The sequence below is a fragment of the uncultured Roseibium sp. genome (assembly GCF_947494555.1).
GTDB lineage: Bacteria > Pseudomonadota > Alphaproteobacteria > Rhizobiales > Stappiaceae > Roseibium.
The window spans coordinates 128,200-150,985 of record NZ_CANLVF010000004.1; the positions used below are offsets into that span (position 1 = coordinate 128,200).

The window sequence follows — 22,786 nt, forward strand, 5'->3', positions numbered from 1 at the left end:
CACCCCTAACCCCTCCCCACAAGGGGGAGGGGGATTAACCTCGACATGCGGCGCTGCCAGTCACTTGCTGAAACCCTCTTTGTTCAAATGTGTCGTATTGAATGGCAGAGCGTTGTCCCCCTCCCCCTTGTGGGGAGGGGTTAGGGGTGGGGGTACTTGCTTACTCCAGATCGAGTCTTCGTCTGATATCCAGCACAACGCCTTCAAGATTCTCAGAAACCTGTGCAGACGAATAGCGTACCACTTCAAAACCTTCAGAGCTAAGCCACGCATCTCGCTCTCTATCGTGATCTATTTGATCTGTCAGCGAATGCACATCTCCGTCAATTTCAACAATGATTTTGCGCGAGAAGATGGCGAAATCGGCGACATATGATCCAATTGGTGCTTGTCTTCGAACATGAACTCCTTCTGTTTTGAGTTCACGCAAAACGCGCCAAAGTCTCTTTTCGCCTTGCGTCTGGTTGAGCCTCAGACCATGGGCCAGGCGCCGAGTTCTTTCGCTGATTCGTGTCGGTGACAAGACATACCCACTTAGTGAACCGGCCCTTTCGGCATCGGATAGTTTCCGGTGATTTCCCAGCCGAAGGATGCGATGCGTTCGGCGGCGAGGGGCGTCAGGTCGCCGGTTATGAGGAAGTCGACACCTGAAGGCGGGAACGGCAACCCGGCCATGCCCTCGTGGATTGACGAGAAGGTGCGCGCAACGGTCTGGGTCCAGGCGACCATGTCGAGCGGCAGCACAACGGCTGCCAGACCGTCGCGCCTGATCGCGACCGGAATGCCGTTCACTTCCCGGATCTGTCCCAATCCGGAGATTGTCCGATTGTAGGTTTCCAGAAGGACAATGCGGCGCAGCTGGAAATAGGCGATGTCCCTGCTTTCGGCATCCGCCACCTTGGCTGCAACAAGATCAAGGTCCTGAACGCTCGGCATGGCCTGGAGCTGATAGGCCATGATGACTTTTTCCGACGCCGTATAGAACGGGTTCGCGGCAACTTTTGAAATTGTCTCTTCTGTCACACCGGCGTTTCGGAAAGCCGCCGCGGTGCGGTCTCCCAGTTCTGCCGGCGTGCTGTCGACAATCACGGTCCGGAAGCTGTCCGCCTGACGCGCCGCAGAAACGATCATGCCACCCGGCAACAGGGCGGTGATTGCCGTGACGGTCCAGCTTCCCGCTGTTGTCACGCTCGCCGTTTCGTTCAGTTTTTCAGATAAAGGTGCGTAGAAGGTATAGGGATCGACCCCAAGTTCCACGGCGAGTTCCCTTTCGGCCCGGGCCTGACCGGTAATAGCTTTGGCCAGATCCGCGGGCGAGCCGCCTTTTCCCGATACCGCTTCCTCAACGCCCTTGGTCAACCGGCCGAACATGCGGCCAACGCCCGACACGGTGCTCTTGGCGGTTCCGACCGGATCGGTCACGGTGCTTTCGACGAAATCGACGGGTTTCTTGGCAGCTTCCTTGAGACCATCCAGAAAACTGGCGTCGTTCTTCAGGCTTTCGAGCGCGACCAGGACCCTGATTTCCGCAAGACGTAACTTGAGAAGGCCGTCCCCTTCAATCTGTTCAATGCCTTGTTCCGTCTGCAATTGATAGATCCGCAGAAAGCCGTCGCTGCGGACCGGAGACAGGACGGCGTAGCCCGGACCGTTTTCCTTGCCCTGCAGAACAACCGCAGGATCCTGCTCGGGAGGCGTTTCGTATTGTTCTGAAAGGGCCCTCGCCGGGTGAATGCCAAGAGCGACGCCCAGCATGACGCCGGCAAGAACGGCACTGGATTTAGAGAACACGTGCATCCAACAGATCTCCTTTCGGGGTCCCGGCAGGATATCAGTCCGGAGCAGATCCGTTCCGCGCCAGGGCTTCGCCCGCGAGATAAAGCGAACCGCAGATCAGGATCCGGGGCGGTTCGCCGTCCTTTTTAGAACAAGCTGCCACATCCGCAAGCGCGGCGTCCAGTGATTGAAAGGGCGTTGCTTCCAACCCGGCACACCTTGCAAGATCCGCGAGCTCTTCCGGCGACCTGGCGGTTGTGGTCGAAGATATGGGTACCGTGCCCACGTGACGGACCAGACCATGGAAAGGCCGGAAGAAGCCGACGGGATCCTTGGTCGTAAGCATCCCGGCCACAACGTAAAGCGGGCGCGGCGAACGCTCCTCCTGTTCGCCCATGAACTGGGCAACGGAAACACCCGCACCGGGATTGTGGCCACCGTCAACCCAGACCTCGGCCCCTTGAGGGCACAGGTCCAGCAAAGGGCCGCTCATGATTGGCTGCAGGCGCCCGGGCCAATTGACGGACCTCAGGCCCAGCGCGATCATGTTCTCATCCGGCAGCAGTCCCGCTGCCTTGAGGGTTGCGATTGCAAGACCCGCATTGTCCAACTGATGCCCACCGCCCAGAACCGGCAACGGCAAATCGATGAGCCCGTCATCGTCCTGAAATGCCATGCGCCCCTGATCAGATTGCGCCACGAAATCCTGACCCAGGATCTTGAGCGCAGCACGAAGCCGCGCTGCACGCCGTATGATCGGAGGAAGAGCGTCTTCGGGTTGAGCGGCGGAGATCACCGGTATGCCAGCTTTGATGATACCGGCTTTTTCCTGGGCGATCGCCGCAATGTCGTCTCCCAGAAATTTTTCGTGATCCATCGAAATCGGCGTGATTACCGTGGCGACCGGATCTTCGACAACGTTGGTCGCATCAAGCCGGCCTCCAAGACCGACCTCCAGGAGGAGAACATCTGCGGGGTGCTCGGAATAAATCAGAAAGGCAGCCGCAGTGGTAATCTCAAAAAATGTGATTTCTTCCCCGCCGTTGGCCTCTTCACAGCGATGTAGAGCATCGTACAGGACGGGATCCGAGACGAAGGCCCCGTCTGTGCCAAGCCGGATGCGTTCGTTGAACGACACAAGATGCGGTGATGTGTAAACGTGGCAGCGCTTTCCGGAGGCTTCCAGAATGGCGCGCATCGTCGCCGTGACCGAACCCTTGCCGTTGGTCCCGGCCACATGGATCACCGGCGGAAGCCTGTGCTCCGGATTGCCCAGCGCATCCAGCAAACGGTGCATCCGTCCGAGGGAGAGGTCAATCTCCTTCGGGTGTAGCGCAAGCAGCCGATCCAGAATTTTAGTTATCTGATCCAGAGTGCCCTCCGAAGGGTCCTATATCCGGTTTTGCTCTTTACGGCCTTTAGGGGAAGGCTGTCGGCTTGACAAGCGGACCCGTTCGTTTTGTCGGAATATGCCGCTTTCGCGACACTATCAGGGAAATTCGGCGCTCCAGTCCAAGAGGTCAGCTGGCGGGTTCGGCTTCCCGGGCGTCCTTGTCTTCCTTGGGCGTCTCCTCAGCTGCTTCCTCTGCAGCTGTCTCTTCGACGGCCTCTTCGGGCTCCGCAGCCTCGAGTTTTGGGAGCTCCACTTCGCGCTTCATCAGGATACCGCAAATACGCGCGATTGTTTCCTTCAGTTCCTGACGCGAGACCACCATATCGATCATACCGTGATCCAGCAGGTATTCGGCGGTCTGAAAATCTTCCGGCAGCTTTTCGCGCACGGTCTGCTCGATGACGCGCCGCCCGGCGAACCCGATCTGCGCACCCGGTTCGGCAATGTGAACGTCTCCCAGCATCGCATAGGAGGCAGATACGCCTCCAGTCGTCGGATTGGTCAGAACAACGATATAGGGAAGGCCGGCCTCGCGAAGCATCTGCACACCCACCGTTGTGCGCGGCATCTGCATGAGCGAGAGAATGCCTTCCTGCATGCGCGCCCCGCCGGAGGCGACGAACATGACGAAAGGCGTGCCGTCTTCAGCTGCTTTCATCATTCCCGCGAGAATCGCTTCACCGGCGGCCATTCCCAGCGACCCTGCGATGAAATCGAAATTCTGAACGGCAATGGTCATGTCCATGCCGTTGACCTTGCCCTGGGCGACGATCACGGCTTCGTCTTCGCCGGACTTGGATCTCGCCTCTTTCAACCTGTCCGTATAACGCTTGGAATCGCGGAACTTGTGGGGATCCGCCTGAACCTCGGGAGTTTCGACTTTTGTGTAGTTACCATCGTCGAAAAAAGCCTCGACGCGCTTGCGGGCAGGCATGCGCATGTGGTGGCCCGAATTCGGTACGACCCAGAGATTGGCTTCCAGATCCCGATGAAACACCATTTCACCGGTTTCAGGATCCTTGATCCATAGATTTTCCGGGACTTCGCGCTTTTTCCAAAGGTCGCGAATCTTGGGGCGTACGATAGAGTTGATCCAGTTCACGTCACGCGCGTCCGTTTACTTGAGTAATGACTAGGCGAAGATATGGGGTTCGCCTGAAATCCTTCAATTTGATCGGCCCAATCAATTTGAGCGGGCGCGTTTGCAGCCCGCAGCCAGATCGGCGACAACATCGACAACCGCCTGAACGGTGCCTTCCGTTGCCTTGCCCGCCTCGTCCAGGCTGTCGCGAATTGCATTCACAAGGACGGAGCCAACGACAACGCCATCAGCGTCCTTGCCAATGACCGCTGCCTGGTCTGCGGTCTTGACGCCAAATCCGACAGCAACGGGGAGCTCGGTGTGCCCCTTTATTCGGTTGACGGCAGCCGTGACCTGGCCGGTATCGGCAATATTCGCGCCGGTAATACCGGTGACCGAAACGTAATAAACGAAACCGGAAGTGTTGGCCAGAACGGCCGGAAGACGTTTGTCGTCGGTCGTTGGCGTTGCCAGACGAATAAAATTCAGACCGGCCTCGAGCGCTGGAATACAGAGTTCGTCATCGGCTTCCGCCGGTATGTCCACGATGATAAATCCATCGACACCGGCTTCTTTGGCCACGTGGACGAACTTCTTCGGGTCACGCACGTAAATGGGATTGTAGTAGCCCATGAGGATAATGGGCGTGTCGTCGTCCTGCTCGCGGAACCTGCGCACCATGTCCAGCGTCTTGTCCATGGTCTGACCGGCCGCGAGGGCCCGCTGGTTGCCGAGCTGGATCGGAACGCCTTCCGCCATCGGGTCTGAAAAGGGCATGCCGAGCTCAATGACGTCGGCGCCTGCTCCGGGCAAAGCGTTGAGGACCGCCTGGGACGTATCCAGATCGGGGTCGCCTGCCGTCACAAAGGTGATCAAGGCGGGCCGGCCCGCCTCCGCACAAGCCTTGAAGCGGCGATCGATACGCGTTTCCGTCATGCAGCTTTTCCCCTGCCGCTTTCACGCGGCCCGTTTGCTCATTTCAATCACAGAGCGGTGTAGGGGAGCGGGCAAGCCCATGTCAATCAAGAACATGGCAATTGCGCAATAAGCTTAAATCCGAACGAAAACCTGAGCAGGTGCCCGGGTTTGCTTGCTTAGCGCTTATTGAAGTGCTTGTTGAATGCATAGCTGGAAATCTCGGTACGGTCGAGGCCAAGCTGTGCAAGTTCGGTTGAATTCATCCGGTTCAGGCGTTCAAACTCGTTCGCTGCGCGGCGAGCAGAGCGGATGTCGCGGACAAAACCTGTCAGAAGATCGATGTTCATTTCGTTTCCTTTCGTCCTGGTCGAACAGCGGAGCACCGCCATTCATGTCCTGCAGCGAACATAGACATTGCTGCACTGCAAACAACACACAAGAATGCAATGCAGCACCCCCATTACCGAATGGCTGCGTGTCCGCTGTCCTCCTGAAGCGGCTTATAAAAATGCATAGCTGGCTTAACTGACTTGCAGAAAATGCAGGTTCAAATGTGCACAAAGTGCGCTTATCTTGACCGAGATGAAATCAAAAAGATAAGGAGCTGAAAATGGCCCATTCTCTGTTCGAACCGGCTCCCACTCCGCTTCGGGAACTGATCTGGCAACGGGTCAGGGCATTCAACCTTGGAGGAAATCAAGACGCATCCGGCGACGCCGGGGCGGAGGCACAGACCGATCCGGCACTGCTGCAACAATCCGCGCAGCTCGATGCACGTGGCAGGCTGGCTCTTCTGGAAGCCGTGCTCACATCCAAACCCATCAAAAACAAAACCGCGCGTCTCTGACGCGCGGCTAAAGCATTTAGTGAATAGGCTGGGTCACCTGTCGCTGCCCGAAATCACGGATTTCAAAGCGAAAGGTGACGAGTTTTGTTTCAAGATTTTCCCGAAACGCTATTTCACAGTCCCTCGTGCGATTTGGCACAGGTTACATTTCGAAACCAAGCATCTGCCCGACGGCGAAAACGTCCTTGTCGCCGCGGCCGCACAGGTTCATGACAAGGATCTGGTCCTTGTCCATCTGCGGTGCCAGCTTGACGACATGGGCCAGAGCATGGGCGGGTTCCAGTGCCGGAATGATCCCCTCGACACGTGTCAGCATCTGGAACGCATCCAGCGCTTCATTGTCCATGATAGGGACATATTCAACCCGGCCGATTTCCTTCAGCCAGGAATGTTCCGGACCGATGCCGGGATAGTCCAATCCTGCGGAGATCGAGTGTCCCTCGAAAATCTGGCCGTCGTCATCCTGAAGGAGATAGGTTCGGTTGCCGTGCAGGACACCGGGCTTTCCAGCCGTCAGGGACGCGCAGTGTTCTTCGCCGACCAAGCCGCGACCGCCCGCTTCGACGCCGTAGATCTTAACGTCCTTGTCATCGAGAAATGGATGAAACAGACCGATTGCATTGGATCCGCCGCCGACGGCTGCCACAAGCGCATCCGGCAGACGTCCTTCAGCTTCCAGCATCTGCTCCCGCAATTCCTTGCCGATCACCGACTGGAAATCGCGCACCATTTCCGGATAGGGATGCGGGCCTGCTGCGGTTCCGATCAGGTAATAGGTATCTTCGACATTGGTGACCCAGTCGCGGAGCGCCTCGTTCATGGCGTCTTTCAAGGTGCCGGCACCAGCCGTCACCGGAACGATCTCAGCGCCGAGCAGTTTCATGCGGAAGACGTTCGGTTTCTGGCGCTCGACATCGGTTGCGCCCATGTAAACAACGCATGGAAGACCAAACCGCGCACACACCGTTGCCGTTGCAACGCCGTGTTGCCCAGCGCCTGTCTCTGCAATAATGCGGGTCTTGCCCATCCGCTTGGCAAGCAGGATCTGACCGAGGCAATTGTTGATCTTGTGTGAACCCGTGTGGTTCAGCTCGTCGCGTTTGAAATAGATCTTCGCGCCGCCCAGCTCTTCCGTCAGACGTTCTGCAAAATAAAGCGGTGAGGGCCGTCCGGTGTAGTGCTTGTTCAGGGTCTCGATCTCGGCGTGGAACGCCGGATCGTTCTTGGCATCCTTGTAGTGCTGCTCCAGATCGAGGATCAGCGGCATCAGGGTTTCGGCGACATAGCGGCCGCCGAATATCCCGAAGTGTCCACGATCGTCCGGACCCGTCCGGATGCTGTTCGCCATATCGTTCACGCGTTTACTCCTTACACCGGATCGTCCGGAAATCAGGCGCTTTTGGCCGCCGCCACAAAAGCGCGAATTAAGTCGCTGTCCTTGACGCCTTTCTCGCGCTCAACGCCGGACGAAACGTCGACCGCAGAAACGCCGCTCTGGCGAATTGCGTCGCCTACATTTGCCGGGTCAAGACCGCCCGACAGGAGGAAAGGCTTCTTAAGATCCAGGTCCTTCAGCAATGTCCAGTCGTAGGAGACCCCGTTTCCGCCGGGAAGCTCCGAATCCTTCGGCGGTTTTGCGTCAAACAGGATCCAGTCTGCAACAATAGAGTAGAATTCGGCGCGTTCCAGATCCTCCGGCGCCTCGACCGAAAGGGCCTTCATGACCTTGGTCCCCTGCATCACCTTTGCTGCAGCCAGAGCTTCCGGGGCTTCCGAGCCGTGAAACTGGATAATGTCGGGTTCGACAAGTTCCCGGATCCGCGACAATCCGTCCGGATCCATGTTTACTGTCACCGCAACAATCTCCGCCTTGCCGCGCGCCATGTCAGCCAGCTTGCAGGCCTTGCTCAAAGACACGTGCCGCGGGCTCTTGGGAAAAAACATCAGGCCAACCATATCCGCACCAGCGTCAAGCGCGGCTTCCATGGTCTCCTCGGTCGACAGACCGCAGATTTTGACTTGAATATCAGACATGGGATCGAGGTATCGCTGCTGTTGAGCGGTTTGTCAAAAGGGGATTTCAGGCTTATTGCCTCGCGTAAGCGCGTTAGGCGACGGCTCGGACCGGATCAAACTGGTTTCAGGTCCGGGCCGCCGTGCGCAGTAACAACCGAGAGCTGACATTCATGCTTCACTACAGCCAGTCCGGCGAGCGCGAACAAGCAACCATCGTTTTTCTTCACGCAGCCGGTTTTGACGGGCGGATCTGGAGGAAAACGCAGGAGCTTTTGCCTGACTTTAATTGCGTATGCCCGGATCTGCCAGGACATGGAAACTCCCGGCAGGTTCCCGTTCATGACTTCGATGCGGCGGCCGAGGAGGTGGCGAATCTCATATCAAGTCTTGGCAAAGGTCCGATACATCTCGCCGGGCTTTCCATGGGGTCGTATATCGGATTCCGCCTTATGGTCCGGCGTCCGGATCTTGTAAAAAACGCCGTTTTCAGCGGTTTTCAACATGATCCCATACGCGTTTCCGTTTTCATACGCGCCTTGATGCATGGGTCTTCCTGGATGATGAACTCCAAACGAAACCGCGAAAAAATGGCGCGGTCGCTTGGCGTTGCGGACGCGAGCCTTGTCAGCTTCAAGGGAAGCAAGCCCATCGCGACCTCGAGCACGATGCGGAAAATCACCTCGCTGGCGCTGAATTTCGACGTGTCGCCGGACCTTTCCAACGTCATGACGCCCACGCTCGTTCTCGCCGGTGAATCCGAGCACCCGGCAATCCTTTCATCGCTCTCCACGTTTCAATCCGAATTGCCGAACTGCGCTGCGCGGGTGATCCCCGGGCACGGCCACGGATGGATCGCCCGCGAACCCGAGCTCTTCGCCGATAGCCTGCGTGCCTGGTTCTCGGAAACCCCTCTTCCGGACGGTCTGACGACAATCGCAGAGGAGTGAGGGCGGTTAAGTGGCCATTTCGTCCAGCGAGGCCGGTCTACTTTTTAGAAAACTGGGCGCAGGCTCACCGATCCCGGATCTCCTTTCAGTCGTCCGGGATGACGAAATCAGTCAGAGCCTTCGTCATCCCGGCCAAGCGCAGCGCTGAGCCGGGATCGGAGAGCCCCTATGCCAACAGTTTGACGAGCAAATTCACGTTGCGATTTGTGCCCATCACTCCAGTTTCTCAGGGTCTCGGACGTTCGTTTCATGAATAGAAACATCATTGGTTCAATGTGAGATAAAGGTCTTCCCAGGCGGGATTCATCTTTTCGATCAAGTCGAACTTCCATTGGCGCCGCCAGCGTTTGATCTGTTTTTCCCGGGTGATTGCCGCGGCTATCTCCGGGTGGTTCTCGTACCAGACCAGTGTCCTGATGCCGTATTTTTCGGTGAAGCCCGGAACGAGGCCTTCACGGTGTTCGTATATCCGGCGCTTCAAATCCGTGGTGACGCCGGTATAGAGCGTTTCATAGGGTCGCGAGGCGAGAATGTAGACCCAGGCCGACAAGGGTTTTCCTGTTCAAAACGGTCTTCTGTGGCTCACCGATCCCGGATCTCCTTTCAGTCGTCCGAGATGACGATGTTGAGTTCAATTGTCCTTCGTCATCCCGGCCAAGCGTAGCGCTGAGCCGGGATCGGAGGGCCCCTGCGCCTCTTGTGATCTTCAACCCTAAGACACGTTGAATGCCGCAATTGCCGCCATGTTGACGATGTCGCTGTCCTTGGCGCCGATGGGCAGGATCTGGATCGACTTGTCGAATCCGGTCAGAAGCGGCCCGATGACCGTCGCGCCGCCCAGCTCCTGAAGCATCTTGGTGGAAATCGACGCGGAGTGGAACGCCGGCATGACAAGGACGTTGGCAGGGCCCGAGAGACGGCAGAACGGATAGGCAGACATCCGGTCCATGTTGAGGGCAACGTCCGCGGCCATGTCGCCGTCATATTCAAAGTCCACCCGGCGCCGGTCGAGGATTTTCACTGCCTCGATGACCTTCTCCGAACGCTCTCCGTGAGGATGACCGAAAGTGGAATAGGCCAGCATGGCAACGCGCGGCTCATAACCAAGCTTCCGGGCAACGTGCGCTGCTTCTTCGGCGATGTCGGCCAGCTCTTCGGAGTTGGGCATATCGATGACTGCCGTATCAGCAATCAAAACAGTCCTGCCGCGCACGAGCACGAGGGAAACGCCGATGACACGGTGACCCGGCTTTGGATCGATGGTTGCCTTTACGGTATCGAGCGCGACGGAATAGTTCCGCGTTAGGCCGGTGACCATGGCGTCGGCATCGCCGCGCGCGATCATGATGGCACCCCAGTAGTTCCGGTCGTTGTTGACCATGCGCTGACAGTCACGAAGCAGGTAACCCTTGCGCTGCAGACGGCCATAAAGATATTGCGCGTAGTCGGTATTCCGGTCGGACAGCCGCGCGTTTTGTATTGAGATGCCCGCGCGATCGATGTCAACACCGGCCTGTTCGGCCATGGACTGGATTTCGTCCTCGCGGCCGATGAGGATCGCCTCGCCGAGGCCCTGTGCAACGAATGCTGCAGCGGCACGGATGACCGGTTCTTCCTCGCCCTCGGCAAAGACGACACGCTTTGGCTGCTGGCGCACCTTGGTAAAGATGCGTTGCAACGTTCCGGCGATCGGGTCGCGTCTTGCAGAAAGCTGATGCTTGTAGGCTTCCATATCGACGATGGGCCGTTTGGCAACGCCTGAATCCATGGCGGCCTGGGCAACAGCGGGCGGAATGGCGTGGATGAGGCGCGGGTCGAAAGGCACCGGAATGATGTATTCAGGACCGAATTTCGGCCGGTTACCGCGATAGGCGGCCGCAACCTCGTCCGGAACTTCCTCGCGCGCAAGCTGGGCGAGCGCCTCCGCACAGGCCACCTTCATTTCATCGTTGATAGTCGTCGCATGAACATCGAGCGCACCCCGAAAGATATAGGGAAAACCGAGCACGTTGTTGACCTGGTTCGGATAGTCGGACCGGCCGGTTGCGACAATGGCATCGTCCCGGACGGCAGCCGCTTCTTCCGGCGTGATCTCCGGGTCCGGGTTGGCCATAGCGAAAATAATCGGATTTGGTGCCATGACACGCAACATGTCCGGCGTCAGTGCGCCTTTGACAGAGACGCCGAAAAAGACATCCGCCCCTTTCATCGCGTCATAGAGCGAGCGGTCGGAGGTTTCGATGGCATGCGCAGATTTCCATTGGTTCATGCCTTCGGCGCGTCCCTTGTAGATCACGCCCTTGGTATCGCACAGAGTGATGTTGTCGTGCGGAATGCCCATCGCCTTGACGAGTTCGATACAGGCAATGCCCGCTGCACCTGCACCGTTGCAGACGACTTTCGTGGTCTTCATGTCCCGCCCGGTCAGGTGTAATGCGTTGAACAATCCGGCGGCCGCAATAATGGCTGTCCCGTGCTGATCGTCATGAAAGACCGGAATGTCCATCAGCTCGCGCAGGCGTTGTTCGATAATGAAGCAATCAGGTGCCTTGATGTCCTCAAGATTTATTCCGCCGAAGGAAGGGCCTAGATAGCGGACCGAATTGACGAACTCCTCGACATCCTGCGTTTCGACCTCAAGGTCGATCGAATCGACGTCTGCGAAGCGCTTGAAGAGAACGGACTTGCCTTCCATCACCGGTTTGGAGGCCAAAGCGCCCAGATTTCCGAGGCCAAGGATGGCAGTACCATTCGAGATGACGGCGACCAGATTGCCCTTGGTCGTATAGTCGTAGGCGCGGCTCGGATCCTCCGCGATCGCGCGCACCGGCACCGCCACGCCGGGTGAATAGGCCAGCGACAGGTCGCGCTGCGTCGCCATCGGTTTGGTCGGCGTGACTTCCAGCTTGCCGGGGCGGCCCTGCTGGTGAAATTGCAGTGCTTCCTGGTCGGTGAAGCTGATACTTGTTTTCGGCGAAGACTTGTCAGTGGACATGGCGCAGGCGTTTCCTCTCGGTCGCACTTCTTAACGAGGCGGGACCCTGACCTTATCCCCTGGAAAATGAAGCCTCAAGCCGGGATGGCATAACCCTTTTGTGGAATGGCCGGCGAGGTTTGATACGTATTTGGCATGAGTGGACAGAGTGCGCAGAAGGTGGCCCCGGCGGATCATAAAGTAACGCCGATGATGGCCCAGTTCATCGAGATCAAAACCGCCAATCCGGACAGCCTCCTGTTCTACCGGATGGGTGATTTCTACGAGCTGTTTTTCGATGATGCCGAGATCGCCTCGCAGGCACTCGGCATAACACTCACCAAGCGCGGCAAACATCAGGGTGCCGATATTCCAATGTGCGGCGTTCCGGTGCATGCAGCGGACGACTATCTTCAGAAACTCATTGCCAAAGGCCACCGGGTGTCGGTCTGTGAGCAGACTGAAGACCCGGCGGAAGCGAAGAAACGCGGGTCGAAGTCTGTTGTCCGCCGGGACGTCGTCAGGCTTGTGACGCCCGGGACGCTGACGGAAGAACGGCTTCTGGATGCAGGCGCCAACAACTATCTGATGGCTCTGGCCCGCTTGCGCGGCGGCTCACTTGCCGGGGACGCGGTCTACGGTCTTGCCTGGATCGACATGTCCACCGGATCGTTTCAGGTTTCGGAGACCGACCATCAGCGTCTTGCAGCCGACCTGGCTCAAGTGTCCCCGAAAGAACTGATCCTGGCCGATAGCCTGTTGCAGGAAAGCGAAGTGCGTCTCCTTGCCGAACAGTCGGGCGGTGCCCTGTCACCGGTGCCGCGCGCGTTTTTTGACAGCTCCACGGCGACTGACCGTCTGGCCCATTATTTCGGCGTTAAGACGCTCGATGGTTTCGGTACGTTCAGCCGCGCGGAACTATCCGCGGCTGCCGGGATCCTGTCCTATATCGAACGGACACAATTGGGCGAACGCCCGCCGCTGGACCCGCCGGTGCGCGAAGCAGGCGCCGGGCGGATGCTGATCGATCCGGCAACGCGGGCCAATCTTGAGCTGACGCGTACGCTTTCCGGCGAAAAGCAGGGGTCGCTGCTCGCCACAATCGACCGGACCGTAACAGGCGGCGGATCCCGCCTGTTGGCAAGCCGTCTCGCCGGGCCCCTTGTGAATGTCGATGCCATCCAGCACCGGCACGACTCCGTTGCGTTTTTTCTCACCAACGAAATCATGCGGGAAGGATTGCGCCAGACTTTGAAGGGTGCGCCCGATATGGCGCGGGCGCTCTCACGGATTGCACTTAACCGGGGTGGCCCGCGCGATATTCTTGCGATCGCACAAGGACTTTCAGCTGCAAGAGCCGTGCTTGACCAGACCGGAAGCGGAGAGATACCTGCGGAAATCGCAGCGGCACGCGCAAGCCTGGAAATGGCACCACATGAGCTTGGCGCAGAGCTCGTTGCCGCCATCAAGGAAGAACCGCCTCTGTTGAAGCGGGACGGCGGCTTCGTCGCCACCGGCTACAATTCAGATCTTGATGAGCTGAGGTCGTTGCGGGATGAAAGCCGCAAGGTGATCGCAAAACTACAGGCGGATTATTCCGAAGAGCTTGGCCTGCGGTCACTCAAGATCAAGCACAACAATGTGCTGGGATGGTTCATCGAAGCGCCGACAGCCCAGACTGAGAAGCTGACTGCCGACCCTGCCAGGTTCATTCACCGGCAAACGATGGCGGGTGCGATGCGCTTCACCACCACGGAACTGGCCGATCTGGAATCCAAGATTGCAAGTGCCGGCGAGCGGTCGCTGTCGATCGAAATGGACATTTTCGATACGCTGGCCCAGGCAATCATCGATGCCAGCGATGCCATCAAGGCCGCTGCGCAAGGCCTTGGGATCCTGGATGTGTCGGCCGCTCTTGCCAAACTTGCTCAGGAAGAGAGTTACTCCCGGCCTCTTGTAGACGACAGCCGTGCATTTGACATCAAGGGAGGACGGCACCCCGTTGTGGAGCGAGCGCTCAAGATGTCCGGCGGTGACAGCTTCGTTGCCAACGATGCCGATCTGGGCCCGCAGTCGTCTGGCGAGACAGGCTGTATCTGGCTGATCACCGGCCCGAACATGGCCGGTAAGTCGACGTTCCTGCGCCAGAATGCCCTGATTGCGGTCCTTGCCCAGATGGGATCGTTCGTGCCCGCCGCGGAAGCGCATATCGGTGTTGTCGACCGCCTCTTTTCGCGGGTTGGTGCCGCCGACGATTTGGCGCGGGGTCGCTCGACCTTCATGGTCGAAATGGTCGAAACGGCCGCAATTCTCAATCAGGCGGGCGACCGGTCGCTGGTCATTCTCGACGAAATCGGGCGCGGCACGGCAACGTTTGACGGTTTGTCCATCGCCTGGGCAACGATCGAGCACCTGCACGAGGTCAACAAGTCCCGGGCGCTGTTCGCAACGCATTATCACGAGCTGACCGCGCTTTCTGCGAAACTCGACCGGCTGTCGAATGCGACAGTGAGTGTCAAGGAATGGAATGGCGAGGTTATTTTCCTGCACGAAATCGTCGCCGGAGCCGCCGACCGTTCCTATGGAATTCAGGTCGCGAAACTCGCGGGCCTGCCGGCCAGTGTCGTTGAGCGCTCCAAACAGGTCCTCAGCCAGCTGGAGGAGCAGGACCGGCGGTCGCCTGCGGAAAGCCTGATCGACGAACTGCCGCTCTTTGCCAACATTGTCGCGTCGCCACCTCCTGCTGCCGTTCAAGACGCAGAGCAGGACCCGCTTTCCAGTGCGCTCACGGACATCAATCCCGATGACATGACCCCGAGGGAAGCGCTTGAAGCGCTTTACCAGCTGAAAACACTACATGCGGGCAAGGATGATTGAATTCGCTTTTTACGTGACCTCTCCGAAAAGCCGGATTAGTCTGTCGATCCTTTCATAGCCCTCGAACGCGGCTCATTCCGGTCATGAATTCCCTCGCGCAATTGCCCCGGCAGGCATTGCTGATCCTGCTGCTGCAATTCACCAACAGTCTGGGCACGTCCTCGCTGATTCCGCTGATGAGTTTCTTCATCGTCGAAGGCCTGGGATCCTCCCCCTGGCAGGTCGGTCTTTATACCGGACTGGTCATGCCGCTCACGTTGATGGCAAACCGCTGGGCCGGTGAAAGGCTGGATCATGGCTTTCCGGTAAAGCGCCTGCTGCTCATCTCCATCTGCGCGTTCATTCTGGTAACGGCACTCCTTACCCAGGTCTCCAGCCTCTTGATGTTGATCCTGCTGGTCGCGCCGTTGATGGGGCTGAGCAATATGGGATCCGGCACGATCTTCACATTTTGCAGGCTCTATGCGGAACGCAACCAGCTGGACGTGGTGAGGGTCAATTCCTGGCTGCGAATGATGGTTTCCCTTGCCTGGATGATCGGACCGGCCGTGTCGTTCCTGCTGGTTTCCGAATTTGGATTTGCGACCGCGTTTGTCACTGCGTTCGGCGTGGGTGTGCTTTATCTCTTTCTCGGCTATGCCGCCGTCCCGCACAGCTTCAGATCGACCCGTCAAACGTCCGGCAACAAAGACACGTCACCGATCAATTGGGGCCTGTTGATTGCAGGAGCGACCTGCCTGGGATTCGTGATCACCAATACGCTTTTCGTCTCCGCCATGCCATTGTTCTTTGTGAAAGAAACCGGACTGCCGGGCTATACGCCCGGCCTGTCCCTCTCGGTCAAATGCCTGGTCGAGATCTTCGTGATTTTCGGGTCGGTTCGACTGGCTGAAACAATCGGTTTGCGCAAGGTCCTGCTCATTTCCGCAAGTCTGGCTGGGATCAGCATGTTCCTTTTTGCGGAAGTTACCGCCGTCTGGCAGGTCGTCGCGGTTTCCGTTCTGGAAGGCACCTATTATGGATTGTTTGCAGGCGTTTCGATCAGTTTCGTTCAAAGCTTTGCGCCGGACCGGCCGGGCCGGGCAACGGCGGTTTATATGAACAGCCTTTTCCTAGGCGGCATGATCGGCAGTGTATCTATGGGCATCATTGCGAGCGTGACCGACTTCAAGACAGTGCTCTACGTTGCTGCCTTCAGTTCATTTGCAGCGCTCGCCGTGCTTGTCGCCACTCAAAAGGTCAGACCAGCGCCGGTGGAAGACAAAGCCTAAGCACCACCGGCCTTTGCGACGGCGAGCGAAAATGAAACAAAAAAGGTCGGGGTACGTGACAAAGCTCAAAAGAGATCAGAATCTATTTCGACTAAAGGAGCTGGAAGAATGTCCTGTCCTCGAGTTTTCCTTGGATGCTGAACGCGCACGCATTGATTTAGTTGTTTTCACAGAACCGAATATACTCTCCAAGACTTTTGAGGAATACGCGGCGCACGCCAATTCAGAACTCTGCGACAGAGAGTTCGCAAGATTTAGGTTCTTTGACATAGGCGATTTTCAAAAGAAAAATGGCGCAAAACAATTTATCAACCAGACCCAGTTTCATGCGAATGGCTCGGGAGTGGACAATATCTATGGAATTTTTGTTTCAGGGGCAGGGAACAAATACAAACTTTCGGCTTGTTTAAGCCGTTTTGGTTCCATTGAATTCAGTTTTCATCGTATCCAATTCGAGTCTCGTCTGGCGCGGATACTCAATGAGGGAAACGATTTCCGTCACTACGATGTTATGACGAACGAGCCAATCGACTTCAGCAATCCATTTCTCGGAAGCAAGGACTAGTTCAGTATTTCTTCTTGCCTTGAGTCTGCTGGACTTCAAACTCAGCCAGCCTTCGCCACTGCGAGCGCATTGGCAATCGCACCGGCGAAACTGGTTCTGTCATCAGGATTGAGGAAGTTTCCGAGGTCAACGTTTTCACCGCGGCTGGTGAGCGTGATCTTCACGACGCCTTCGTCCTCGATGCGGTCTACCGAAAGCCGCACCCAGAAGGGATTGAACCTGAATTCCTGGAAGCGATTGCCCGGTCCAACCTTGCGGATGATCAGTTCGCTGCGGGAAACCACAACTTCCTCATGGGTTTTCGCGGAGCGATAGTTCATCCGGAAGGCAAGCCAAAGAAGGGCGATATCAAGCCCGAAGAAACCGAAGACGGGCCAGGCGCCAATACTCCAGAACAAAATACCGGCGACGAAACTGACGGCGCCGAAACAGAGCATCAATATCATGAAGCCGTTTGGGCCCAGCGACCTGTGCGGTGTCAGGATCGCGGTGAAAAAAGGCCGATCTTTGTCTTCCCCGGAACTATTCTCGGGTTTCGGATTGTTCTCGCTCATGAGGATTGATTATAGAGAGTTCATGACCCAAGCAAAGAGCTCAGCCAAACGCAAAGCCCCAAAACGGCCTGCAAAGGAAAAGCAGACCAAGAAAACAACGCCTTCCGTCGACAATCCCGGCAAGGTGCTGAAACGGTCGCGTTACAGCAAGGCCGAGGCCTTCGCCATCTTTAAAAGGTTTCACGCGGACAATCCGGAACCGGAAGGCGAACTTGACTATGTCAACGCCTACACGCTGCTTGTGGCGGTCGTTCTCTCTGCCCAGGCAACCGATGTGGGCGTCAACCGGGCAACCAAGAACCTGTTCCAGATTGCTGACACGCCCGAAAAAATGGTCGACCTCGGTGAAGATCGGGTGCGCGATGAAATCCGGACGATCGGGCTTTACAAGAACAAGGCCAAGAACGTTGTCCTGCTCTCCGAACAGTTGATCCGCGATCACAAGGGCGACGTTCCCGAAGACAGGGAAGCGCTTGAGAAACTCCCCGGGGTCGGCCGCAAAACCGCGAATGTCGTCCTGAACATCTTTTTTGGACACCCGACAATAGCAGTCGACACGCATCTTTTCAGGCTGGGAAACCGGATCGGGATCGCCCCTGGAAAAACGCCACTCGATGTCGAAAAGGCCATGGAAAAGGCGGTTCCGAAGGAATTTTCCCTTCACGCGCACCATTGGCTGATCCTGCATGGCCGTTACATCTGCAAGGCGCGAAAACCGGAGTGCAGGCGCTGTGTGATCTATGACCTTTGCAAAAGCCCGGAAAAGGAAAAGTTCGACGCCGTGCCGGAGATCGCCCTTCGCACCAAAGCGATGATTGAAAGGGAAAGTGCTGCGTGACCCTTCCTGACGGACCCTTTCCCCAGAGCGAACGCCTGGTCTTCCGCTTGCCGACTAAAGATGATGCCCCCTTCTACCGGCAGATGATGAACGAGCCTGACTATCATCGCTTCATCGCCGACCGGGGCATTCGAACCGACGCGGACGCTGCCGGCTACATTGAGAACAAGACGCTTGCGCATTTCGAAAAGCACAGGGTTGGTCTCTGGCTGGTAGAGCATAAGCAGACAGGTGAGCCGCTCGGAGCCTGCGGTCTCGTGGTGCGCGATGACCTGGATTATCCCGATCTTGGATATGCGTTTTGCGAGAAAAACCGCGGACAGGGCTATGCCCTTGAAGCCGCACAGGCGGTTTTGGATCATGTCAGGAAGAACACGAGCCTCGAGCGGCTCTGCGCGATAACGCATATAGAGAATGCGCGATCAGCCAGACTTCTGCTGAAATTGGGATTTGTTGCTGAAGGGCGCAGGTATCTCGCCACGTATGACGATATGTCCGACTATTTTCTGTTTCATTTCAACAGAAGCGCCTAGTCAAACCGCTGAGCTTCGGATCAGCGCTTTTCGCGGACGCGGACGACCACATCAACGCGAACGACTTCCATACCCTCAGGTGCCTGTGGGATCCGGTCGATGCCGACGCCCTCGCCTGGAATGTCGATCACGCGGTTCTCACCCTCGATGAAGAAATGGTGGTGATCGGATACGTTGGTGTCGAAATAGGTCTTGTTGCCGTCGATCGCGACTTCACGCAGCAAGCCTGCCTCGGTGAACTGGTGCAGCGTGTTGTAAACAGTCGCCAGTGAGACAGGAACGTCAGCCTCAACAGCTTCTTCGTGCAACAGCTCCGCTGAAATATGGCGGTCGCCCTTGGAATAGAGCAGTTCTGCCAGAGACACGCGCTGGCGCGTTGGCCGCAGACCCGCGGAACGCAGAATATCGGTCACATCCTTGCTGGTCGTTTCCATTGCGGTGTGTGTCGTCATTCCAATTCGATCCAAATCTAAGCTCTTGTTCCAGATGGTTGTTTTACGCTTACACCATCTTCATGAAGAACCTGTTTCAGCTGATATTTGCCTAGTTCTGCCATTTCTTGTGCCCAAGATGCAAGTTTTAACCGCAGGGCGCAACCAAAGTCGGCGGTAATATTTGGGCGAAACTTTCGCTCAAAACTTGCCAAATGGCCCGAAAAACGCTGAAATTTCGCTTATGCGACATCTTTCGGTCATGGTTCCCCTGTGTTAGGAAGGCGCCGCAAACAAGACGAAAAATCAAACCCGTTCCACTTAGGAACCATGGGTAGGAAGCAAGAAAACGGATCCTGAATGACCGAGCGCCGCTCCAGCTACGACTACGAAGATCTCCTCGCCTGCGGCCGCGGCGAGCTCTTTGGCCCGGGCAACGCCCAACTGCCTCTCCCGCCAATGCTGATGTTCGATCGGATAACCGAACTTTCCGAAACAGGCGGAGAGTTCGACAAGGGTTACGCGCGTGCGGAATTCGATATCAAACCGGATCTTTGGTTCTTTCCGTGCCACTTTCAGGGCAATCCCGTCATGCCGGGATGTCTCGGACTGGACGCTCTGTGGCAGCTGACCGGCTTTGTTCTCGGCTGGCTCGGACTGGAAGGGAAGGGCATGGCGCTTTCCACCGGCGAAATCAAATTCAAGGGAATGGTCACGCCCGACGTGAAACTCGTGGAATATGGCGTTGACTTCAAACGGATCATGAAAGGCCGTCTGGTCCTGGGGATAGCTGACGGCTGGCTGAAAGCCGATGGTGAGCAGATCTACAAGGCGACGGACCTGCGCGTCGGCCTGGCAAAGACCTGAGGCCCACATCATCGATCGAATTCAACCGGCGTTTCTTTTGGGGGACGCCGGTTTGCGCATTATGTAAGGCACGAGGCCGGCAAAGAGACCGCGCCGAACGCGCCGCGAAAAATTAGGAGACCGCAATGAGACGCGTTGTCGTCACCGGTATCGGAATCGTTTCATCCATCGGATCGAATAGCCAGGAAGTGCTTGCAAGCCTTCGCGAGGGCAAGTCCGGTATCCGCTTTGCACCAGACTACGCGGAGCACGGCTTTCGCAGCCAGGTGCACGGCATGCCGGAAATCGACATTCCGTCGCTGATCGACAAACGCCAGCTTCGTTTCATGGGAGATGGCGCCGCTTACAATTACATCTCCATGCAGCAGGCGATTGCGGACAGTGGTCTGGAGGAATCCGACGTTTCGAATACGCGCACGGGTCTGATCATGGGCTCGGGCGGACCATCGACCAAGAACCTGTTCCAGGCCCACAAAATCGTCATCGAAAAAGGGTCGCCGAAGCGAATGGGTCCTTTTATGGTGACGCGCGGCATGAGCTCAACCAACTCCGCGTGCCTGGCAACGCCCTTCAAGATCAAGGGCATCAATTATTCCATCACTTCAGCCTGCTCCACCTCGGCACATTGCATAGGCGCGGCGACGGAACAGATCCAGTTCGGAAAACAGGACGTGATGTTTGCCGGCGGCGGCGAAGAACTGGACTGGACCCTTTCCTGCCTGTTCGACGCCATGGGCGCCATGTCGTCCAAATACAATGACACACCGGAAACCGCATCTCGCGCCTATGATGCAACCCGCGACGGCTTCGTGATTGCTGGCGGTGGCGGCGTTGTAGTTCTGGAAGAACTGGAGCATGCCAAGGCGCGCGGCGCGAAAATCTACGCCGAAGTCACCGGCTACGCGGCCAACTCAGACGGCTACGACATGGTGGCTCCCTCCGGTGAAGGCGGCGAGCGCTGCATGCGGCTTGCCATCGAAACGCTTGAGGACCGCAAGGTCAACTACATCAACACCCACGGCACCTCGACTCCGGTCGGTGATATCGGAGAGATCGAAGCGATCCGGCGTGTGTTCGGCGAGGATCAGCCGCCAGCTTCCTCGACCAAGTCGCTGACAGGACACAGCCTCGGCGCGACCGGTGTGCAGGAAGCAATCTACTGCCTGCTCATGCTCCAGAACGATTTCATGACGGCATCGGCCAACATTGCTGATCTCGATCCGGCTCTCAACAAGGACGAAATCGTGACCGAACGTGTCGACAATGCCGGCCTGGACACCGTTCTTTCCAACAGCTTCGGCTTCGGTGGCACCAACGCCTCCCTCGCGCTGTCGCGCTACCACGGCTGAGGAGGCCGACATGTCTGATCTGATGAAAGGCAAACGCGGCCTGATTATGGGCGTTGCGAACGATCACTCCATCGCCTGGGGTATTGCCAAGACACTCGCCGACCACGGAGCGGAACTCGCATTCACCTACCAGGGTGAAGCCTTCGGCAAGCGCACCAAGCCATTGGCCGAGTCCGTCGGTTCTGAGATTCTGTTGCCGTGCGATGTCGAGGATATCGCGTCCGTCGACCAGGTCTTCGATACCTTGAAAGAGACCTGGGGCACGATTGATTTTCTGGTTCATGCGGTCGCGTTTTCCGACAAGTCGGAGCTGCGCGGAAAATACGCGGACACGACCCGGGAGAATTTCTCCCGCACGATGCTGATTTCGTGCTTTTCCTTCACGGAAATTGCCAAGCGTGCAGCGGACATCATGCCGAATGGCGGTTCGATCATCACGCTGACCTATGGCGGATCGACCAAAGTGATGCCGAACTACAACGTCATGGGGGTCGCCAAGGCGGCGCTTGAATCCTCCGTTCGGTACCTCGCGGTCGACTACGGCGAACAGAATATCCGCGTGAACGCAATTTCGGCCGGCCCGGTCCGCACGCTTGCCGGCTCGGGCGTCTCGGACGCGCGACTGATGTTCAACTTCCAGAAGCGCAATTCACCGCTTTGCCGGACCGTTTCGCTCGACGAAATCGGCGGGACCGGACTGTACCTTCTGTCCGACCTTTCCGGCGGTGTCACAGGCGAGGTTCATTTTGTGGACAGCGGCTACAACATCATGTCGATGCCGCGTCTGGACGAATTGAAGGCCCAGGAAAACCAGGTGGGCTAATCACTGCCGCGCAAAGCAATCAGGAATGAAAGGCGGTCACCGAGCCGCCTTTTTCAATTTGCAGACCAGTCCTTGTCCTGCGAGATCGCGCCAACAGCTTTGGTAATGATGGGCGCAGCGAAAACAGCCTCGATTCGAGGCTTGAGCCTTCTTACGGCAGTCATCCCCGACTTGATCGGGGATCCAATGGCCTCTTCATATGAAATCATGTCACCACGTCTTCCTGCAGACCTGAATCACGCAGAGGATAAACCGTGACCGCTCTGGGAACGAGTGGATCCCCGATCAAGTCGGGGATGACGCCAGAGGATTGCATGTGAGTAGATTCTCAATATTGAATCACGCGAACGTAGAGAACCGGCCGCCCGACACGCACAAGTGCTACGCCTTCATGCCCGAACAATGGCGCTCTTCGCTGGCTTTGGCACACCCAGACTTCATCGCCATCTCGCATCTCATTAAATATTGGAGACAGAATATCTCTTAGTTCTGTCAGATCCCGCACACGCTCTTGAATTTGAGGCAGACCCTCAAAGTGTTCGGCCAACCAGCTGGAGAGATCTTCTAAAGACACTTCCCGGATCAGCTCAAGGTCCTTCGGATAACGGTGCACATGGCGGTACGAAAAAAAATCGGACATGACCATCAAACTCGCCAACAATTGAGAATCAACGCAGCGCGCGGTCTCGAAGGATACGCAACGGACGCCGCGCAAGATCCCCATCC

Annotated in this window: 23 protein-coding genes; 10 read left to right on the top strand and 13 right to left on the bottom strand. The window is 57.2% G+C overall.

The annotated features are described in order from the left end of the window. Positions 1–160: 160 nt before the first annotated feature. The 6 genes from Q0915_RS19485 to Q0915_RS19510 form a co-directional block, all read right to left on the bottom strand. A complete protein-coding gene (locus Q0915_RS19485) occupies positions 161–523 on the bottom strand; it encodes an endonuclease domain-containing protein (RefSeq protein ID WP_299477478.1) in 363 nt (120 codons plus the stop codon). A gap of 11 nt (positions 524–534) precedes the next feature. Continuing rightward, complete coding sequence (locus Q0915_RS19490; RefSeq protein ID WP_299477481.1) at positions 535–1,797, bottom strand: hypothetical protein; 1,263 nt, start codon at positions 1,795–1,797, stop codon at positions 535–537. 34 nt (positions 1,798–1,831) lie between these two features. Further along, the gene (locus Q0915_RS19495) at positions 1,832–3,148 is read right to left on the bottom strand and encodes a folylpolyglutamate synthase/dihydrofolate synthase family protein (protein WP_299479108.1); all 1,317 of its coding nucleotides are present in this window, start codon (positions 3,146–3,148) and stop codon (positions 1,832–1,834) included. A 148-nt stretch (positions 3,149–3,296) separates the two neighbouring features. Further along, positions 3,297–4,271, bottom strand: a complete 975-nt coding sequence (gene accD, locus Q0915_RS19500) for an acetyl-CoA carboxylase, carboxyltransferase subunit beta (protein WP_299477484.1) — start codon at positions 4,269–4,271, stop codon at positions 3,297–3,299. Between the two features lie 81 nt (positions 4,272–4,352). Beyond that, positions 4,353–5,186: a tryptophan synthase subunit alpha gene (gene trpA / locus Q0915_RS19505; RefSeq protein ID WP_299477487.1), complete on the bottom strand. Its 834-nt coding sequence runs from the start codon at positions 5,184–5,186 to the stop codon at positions 4,353–4,355. 158 nt (positions 5,187–5,344) lie between these two features. Beyond that, positions 5,345–5,515 (bottom strand): hypothetical protein, encoded by a 171-nt coding sequence (locus Q0915_RS19510; RefSeq protein WP_299477490.1) that lies wholly within the window; start codon positions 5,513–5,515, stop codon positions 5,345–5,347. Positions 5,516–5,778: 263 nt separating this feature from the next. On the opposite strand from Q0915_RS19510, the gene Q0915_RS19515 reads away from it, so the two are divergent. Continuing rightward, positions 5,779–6,015 carry a hypothetical protein gene (locus tag Q0915_RS19515; protein ID WP_299477493.1) on the top strand — a complete coding sequence of 79 codons (237 nt, stop codon included), beginning with the start codon at positions 5,779–5,781 and terminating at the stop codon, positions 6,013–6,015. A gap of 142 nt (positions 6,016–6,157) precedes the next feature. On the opposite strand, the gene trpB is transcribed toward Q0915_RS19515, so the two are convergent. Continuing rightward, on the bottom strand, positions 6,158–7,363 hold the full coding sequence (gene trpB, locus Q0915_RS19520) for a tryptophan synthase subunit beta (protein ID WP_299479111.1): 1,206 nt from the start codon (positions 7,361–7,363) through the stop codon (positions 6,158–6,160). A gap of 41 nt (positions 7,364–7,404) precedes the next feature. Next, a complete protein-coding gene (locus tag Q0915_RS19525; protein WP_299477496.1) occupies positions 7,405–8,049 on the bottom strand; it encodes a phosphoribosylanthranilate isomerase in 645 nt (214 codons plus the stop codon). Positions 8,050–8,201: 152 nt separating this feature from the next. Here Q0915_RS19525 and Q0915_RS19530 point away from each other — a divergent pair, with 152 nt between their 5' ends. After that, positions 8,202–8,978, top strand: a complete 777-nt coding sequence (locus Q0915_RS19530) for an alpha/beta hydrolase (protein ID WP_299477499.1) — start codon at positions 8,202–8,204, stop codon at positions 8,976–8,978. A gap of 262 nt (positions 8,979–9,240) precedes the next feature. Here Q0915_RS19530 and Q0915_RS19535 read toward each other — a convergent pair whose 3' ends face one another. Together Q0915_RS19535 and Q0915_RS19540 are read right to left on the bottom strand one after the other, a co-directional pair. After that, positions 9,241–9,528 carry a GIY-YIG nuclease family protein gene (locus Q0915_RS19535; protein WP_299477502.1) on the bottom strand — a complete coding sequence of 96 codons (288 nt, stop codon included), beginning with the start codon at positions 9,526–9,528 and terminating at the stop codon, positions 9,241–9,243. A 162-nt stretch (positions 9,529–9,690) separates the two neighbouring features. Continuing rightward, positions 9,691–11,973 (bottom strand): NADP-dependent malic enzyme, encoded by a 2,283-nt coding sequence (locus tag Q0915_RS19540; RefSeq protein WP_299477505.1) that lies wholly within the window; start codon positions 11,971–11,973, stop codon positions 9,691–9,693. A gap of 135 nt (positions 11,974–12,108) precedes the next feature. Here Q0915_RS19540 and mutS point away from each other — a divergent pair, with 135 nt between their 5' ends. From mutS to Q0915_RS19555, 3 genes are all read left to right on the top strand, one after another. Then, a complete protein-coding gene (gene mutS, locus Q0915_RS19545) occupies positions 12,109–14,829 on the top strand; it encodes a DNA mismatch repair protein MutS (protein WP_299477508.1) in 2,721 nt (906 codons plus the stop codon). Positions 14,830–14,912: 83 nt separating this feature from the next. Then, on the top strand, positions 14,913–16,100 hold the full coding sequence (locus Q0915_RS19550; RefSeq protein ID WP_299477510.1) for an MFS transporter: 1,188 nt from the start codon (positions 14,913–14,915) through the stop codon (positions 16,098–16,100). A 55-nt stretch (positions 16,101–16,155) separates the two neighbouring features. Beyond that, positions 16,156–16,665: a hypothetical protein gene (locus Q0915_RS19555; RefSeq protein WP_299477513.1), complete on the top strand. Its 510-nt coding sequence runs from the start codon at positions 16,156–16,158 to the stop codon at positions 16,663–16,665. Positions 16,666–16,706: 41 nt separating this feature from the next. On the opposite strand, the gene Q0915_RS19560 is transcribed toward Q0915_RS19555, so the two are convergent. Continuing rightward, positions 16,707–17,219 carry a DUF2244 domain-containing protein gene (locus Q0915_RS19560; protein WP_299477516.1) on the bottom strand — a complete coding sequence of 171 codons (513 nt, stop codon included), beginning with the start codon at positions 17,217–17,219 and terminating at the stop codon, positions 16,707–16,709. Between the two features lie 22 nt (positions 17,220–17,241). Between Q0915_RS19560 and nth the strand changes: the two genes are divergently transcribed. Next, positions 17,242–18,057, top strand: coding sequence for an endonuclease III (gene nth / locus Q0915_RS19565; protein WP_299477518.1), 816 nt, complete (start codon positions 17,242–17,244; stop codon positions 18,055–18,057). Then, entirely contained in the window at positions 18,054–18,590 is a 537-nt protein-coding gene (locus tag Q0915_RS19570) for a GNAT family N-acetyltransferase (protein ID WP_299477522.1), read from the top strand. The genes nth and Q0915_RS19570 overlap by 4 nt, the downstream gene beginning before the upstream one ends. 20 nt (positions 18,591–18,610) lie before the next feature. Here Q0915_RS19570 and irrA read toward each other — a convergent pair whose 3' ends face one another. After that, positions 18,611–19,042 carry an iron response transcriptional regulator IrrA gene (gene irrA / locus Q0915_RS19575; RefSeq protein WP_299477525.1) on the bottom strand — a complete coding sequence of 144 codons (432 nt, stop codon included), beginning with the start codon at positions 19,040–19,042 and terminating at the stop codon, positions 18,611–18,613. Between the two features lie 339 nt (positions 19,043–19,381). Here irrA and fabA point away from each other — a divergent pair, with 339 nt between their 5' ends. From fabA to fabI, 3 genes are all read left to right on the top strand, one after another. Beyond that, on the top strand, positions 19,382–19,888 hold the full coding sequence (gene fabA, locus Q0915_RS19580) for a 3-hydroxyacyl-[acyl-carrier-protein] dehydratase FabA (RefSeq protein WP_299477528.1): 507 nt from the start codon (positions 19,382–19,384) through the stop codon (positions 19,886–19,888). Positions 19,889–20,013: 125 nt separating this feature from the next. Then, positions 20,014–21,237, top strand: a complete 1,224-nt coding sequence (gene fabB, locus Q0915_RS19585; RefSeq protein WP_299477531.1) for a beta-ketoacyl-ACP synthase I — start codon at positions 20,014–20,016, stop codon at positions 21,235–21,237. Positions 21,238–21,247: 10 nt separating this feature from the next. Continuing rightward, positions 21,248–22,060 carry an enoyl-ACP reductase FabI gene (gene fabI / locus Q0915_RS19590; protein WP_299477534.1) on the top strand — a complete coding sequence of 271 codons (813 nt, stop codon included), beginning with the start codon at positions 21,248–21,250 and terminating at the stop codon, positions 22,058–22,060. A gap of 328 nt (positions 22,061–22,388) precedes the next feature. Here the strand turns inward: fabI and Q0915_RS19595 are convergent, their stop codons facing one another. Continuing rightward, a complete protein-coding gene (locus Q0915_RS19595) occupies positions 22,389–22,775 on the bottom strand; it encodes a hypothetical protein (RefSeq protein ID WP_299477537.1) in 387 nt (128 codons plus the stop codon). Positions 22,776–22,786: the final 11 nt, after the last annotated feature.

Coding starts and splice junctions, on each gene's coding strand:
- Q0915_RS19490 (WP_299477481.1), bottom strand. CDS start 1,797: ATGCACGTGTTCTCTAAATCCAGTGCCGTTCTTGCCGGCGTCATGCTG.
- trpA (WP_299477487.1), bottom strand. CDS start 5,186: ATGACGGAAACGCGTATCGATCGCCGCTTCAAGGCTTGTGCGGAGGCG.
- Q0915_RS19510 (WP_299477490.1), bottom strand. CDS start 5,515: ATGAACATCGATCTTCTGACAGGTTTTGTCCGCGACATCCGCTCTGCT.
- Q0915_RS19515 (WP_299477493.1), top strand. CDS start 5,779: ATGGCCCATTCTCTGTTCGAACCGGCTCCCACTCCGCTTCGGGAACTG.
- trpB (WP_299479111.1), bottom strand. CDS start 7,363: ATGGCGAACAGCATCCGGACGGGTCCGGACGATCGTGGACACTTCGGG.
- Q0915_RS19525 (WP_299477496.1), bottom strand. CDS start 8,049: ATGTCTGATATTCAAGTCAAAATCTGCGGTCTGTCGACCGAGGAGACC.
- Q0915_RS19530 (WP_299477499.1), top strand. CDS start 8,202: ATGCTTCACTACAGCCAGTCCGGCGAGCGCGAACAAGCAACCATCGTT.
- Q0915_RS19540 (WP_299477505.1), bottom strand. CDS start 11,973: ATGTCCACTGACAAGTCTTCGCCGAAAACAAGTATCAGCTTCACCGAC.
- mutS (WP_299477508.1), top strand. CDS start 12,109: ATGAGTGGACAGAGTGCGCAGAAGGTGGCCCCGGCGGATCATAAAGTA.
- Q0915_RS19550 (WP_299477510.1), top strand. CDS start 14,913: ATGAATTCCCTCGCGCAATTGCCCCGGCAGGCATTGCTGATCCTGCTG.
- Q0915_RS19560 (WP_299477516.1), bottom strand. CDS start 17,219: ATGAGCGAGAACAATCCGAAACCCGAGAATAGTTCCGGGGAAGACAAA.
- nth (WP_299477518.1), top strand. CDS start 17,242: ATGACCCAAGCAAAGAGCTCAGCCAAACGCAAAGCCCCAAAACGGCCT.
- irrA (WP_299477525.1), bottom strand. CDS start 19,042: ATGACGACACACACCGCAATGGAAACGACCAGCAAGGATGTGACCGAT.
- fabA (WP_299477528.1), top strand. CDS start 19,382: ATGACCGAGCGCCGCTCCAGCTACGACTACGAAGATCTCCTCGCCTGC.
- fabB (WP_299477531.1), top strand. CDS start 20,014: ATGAGACGCGTTGTCGTCACCGGTATCGGAATCGTTTCATCCATCGGA.
- fabI (WP_299477534.1), top strand. CDS start 21,248: ATGTCTGATCTGATGAAAGGCAAACGCGGCCTGATTATGGGCGTTGCG.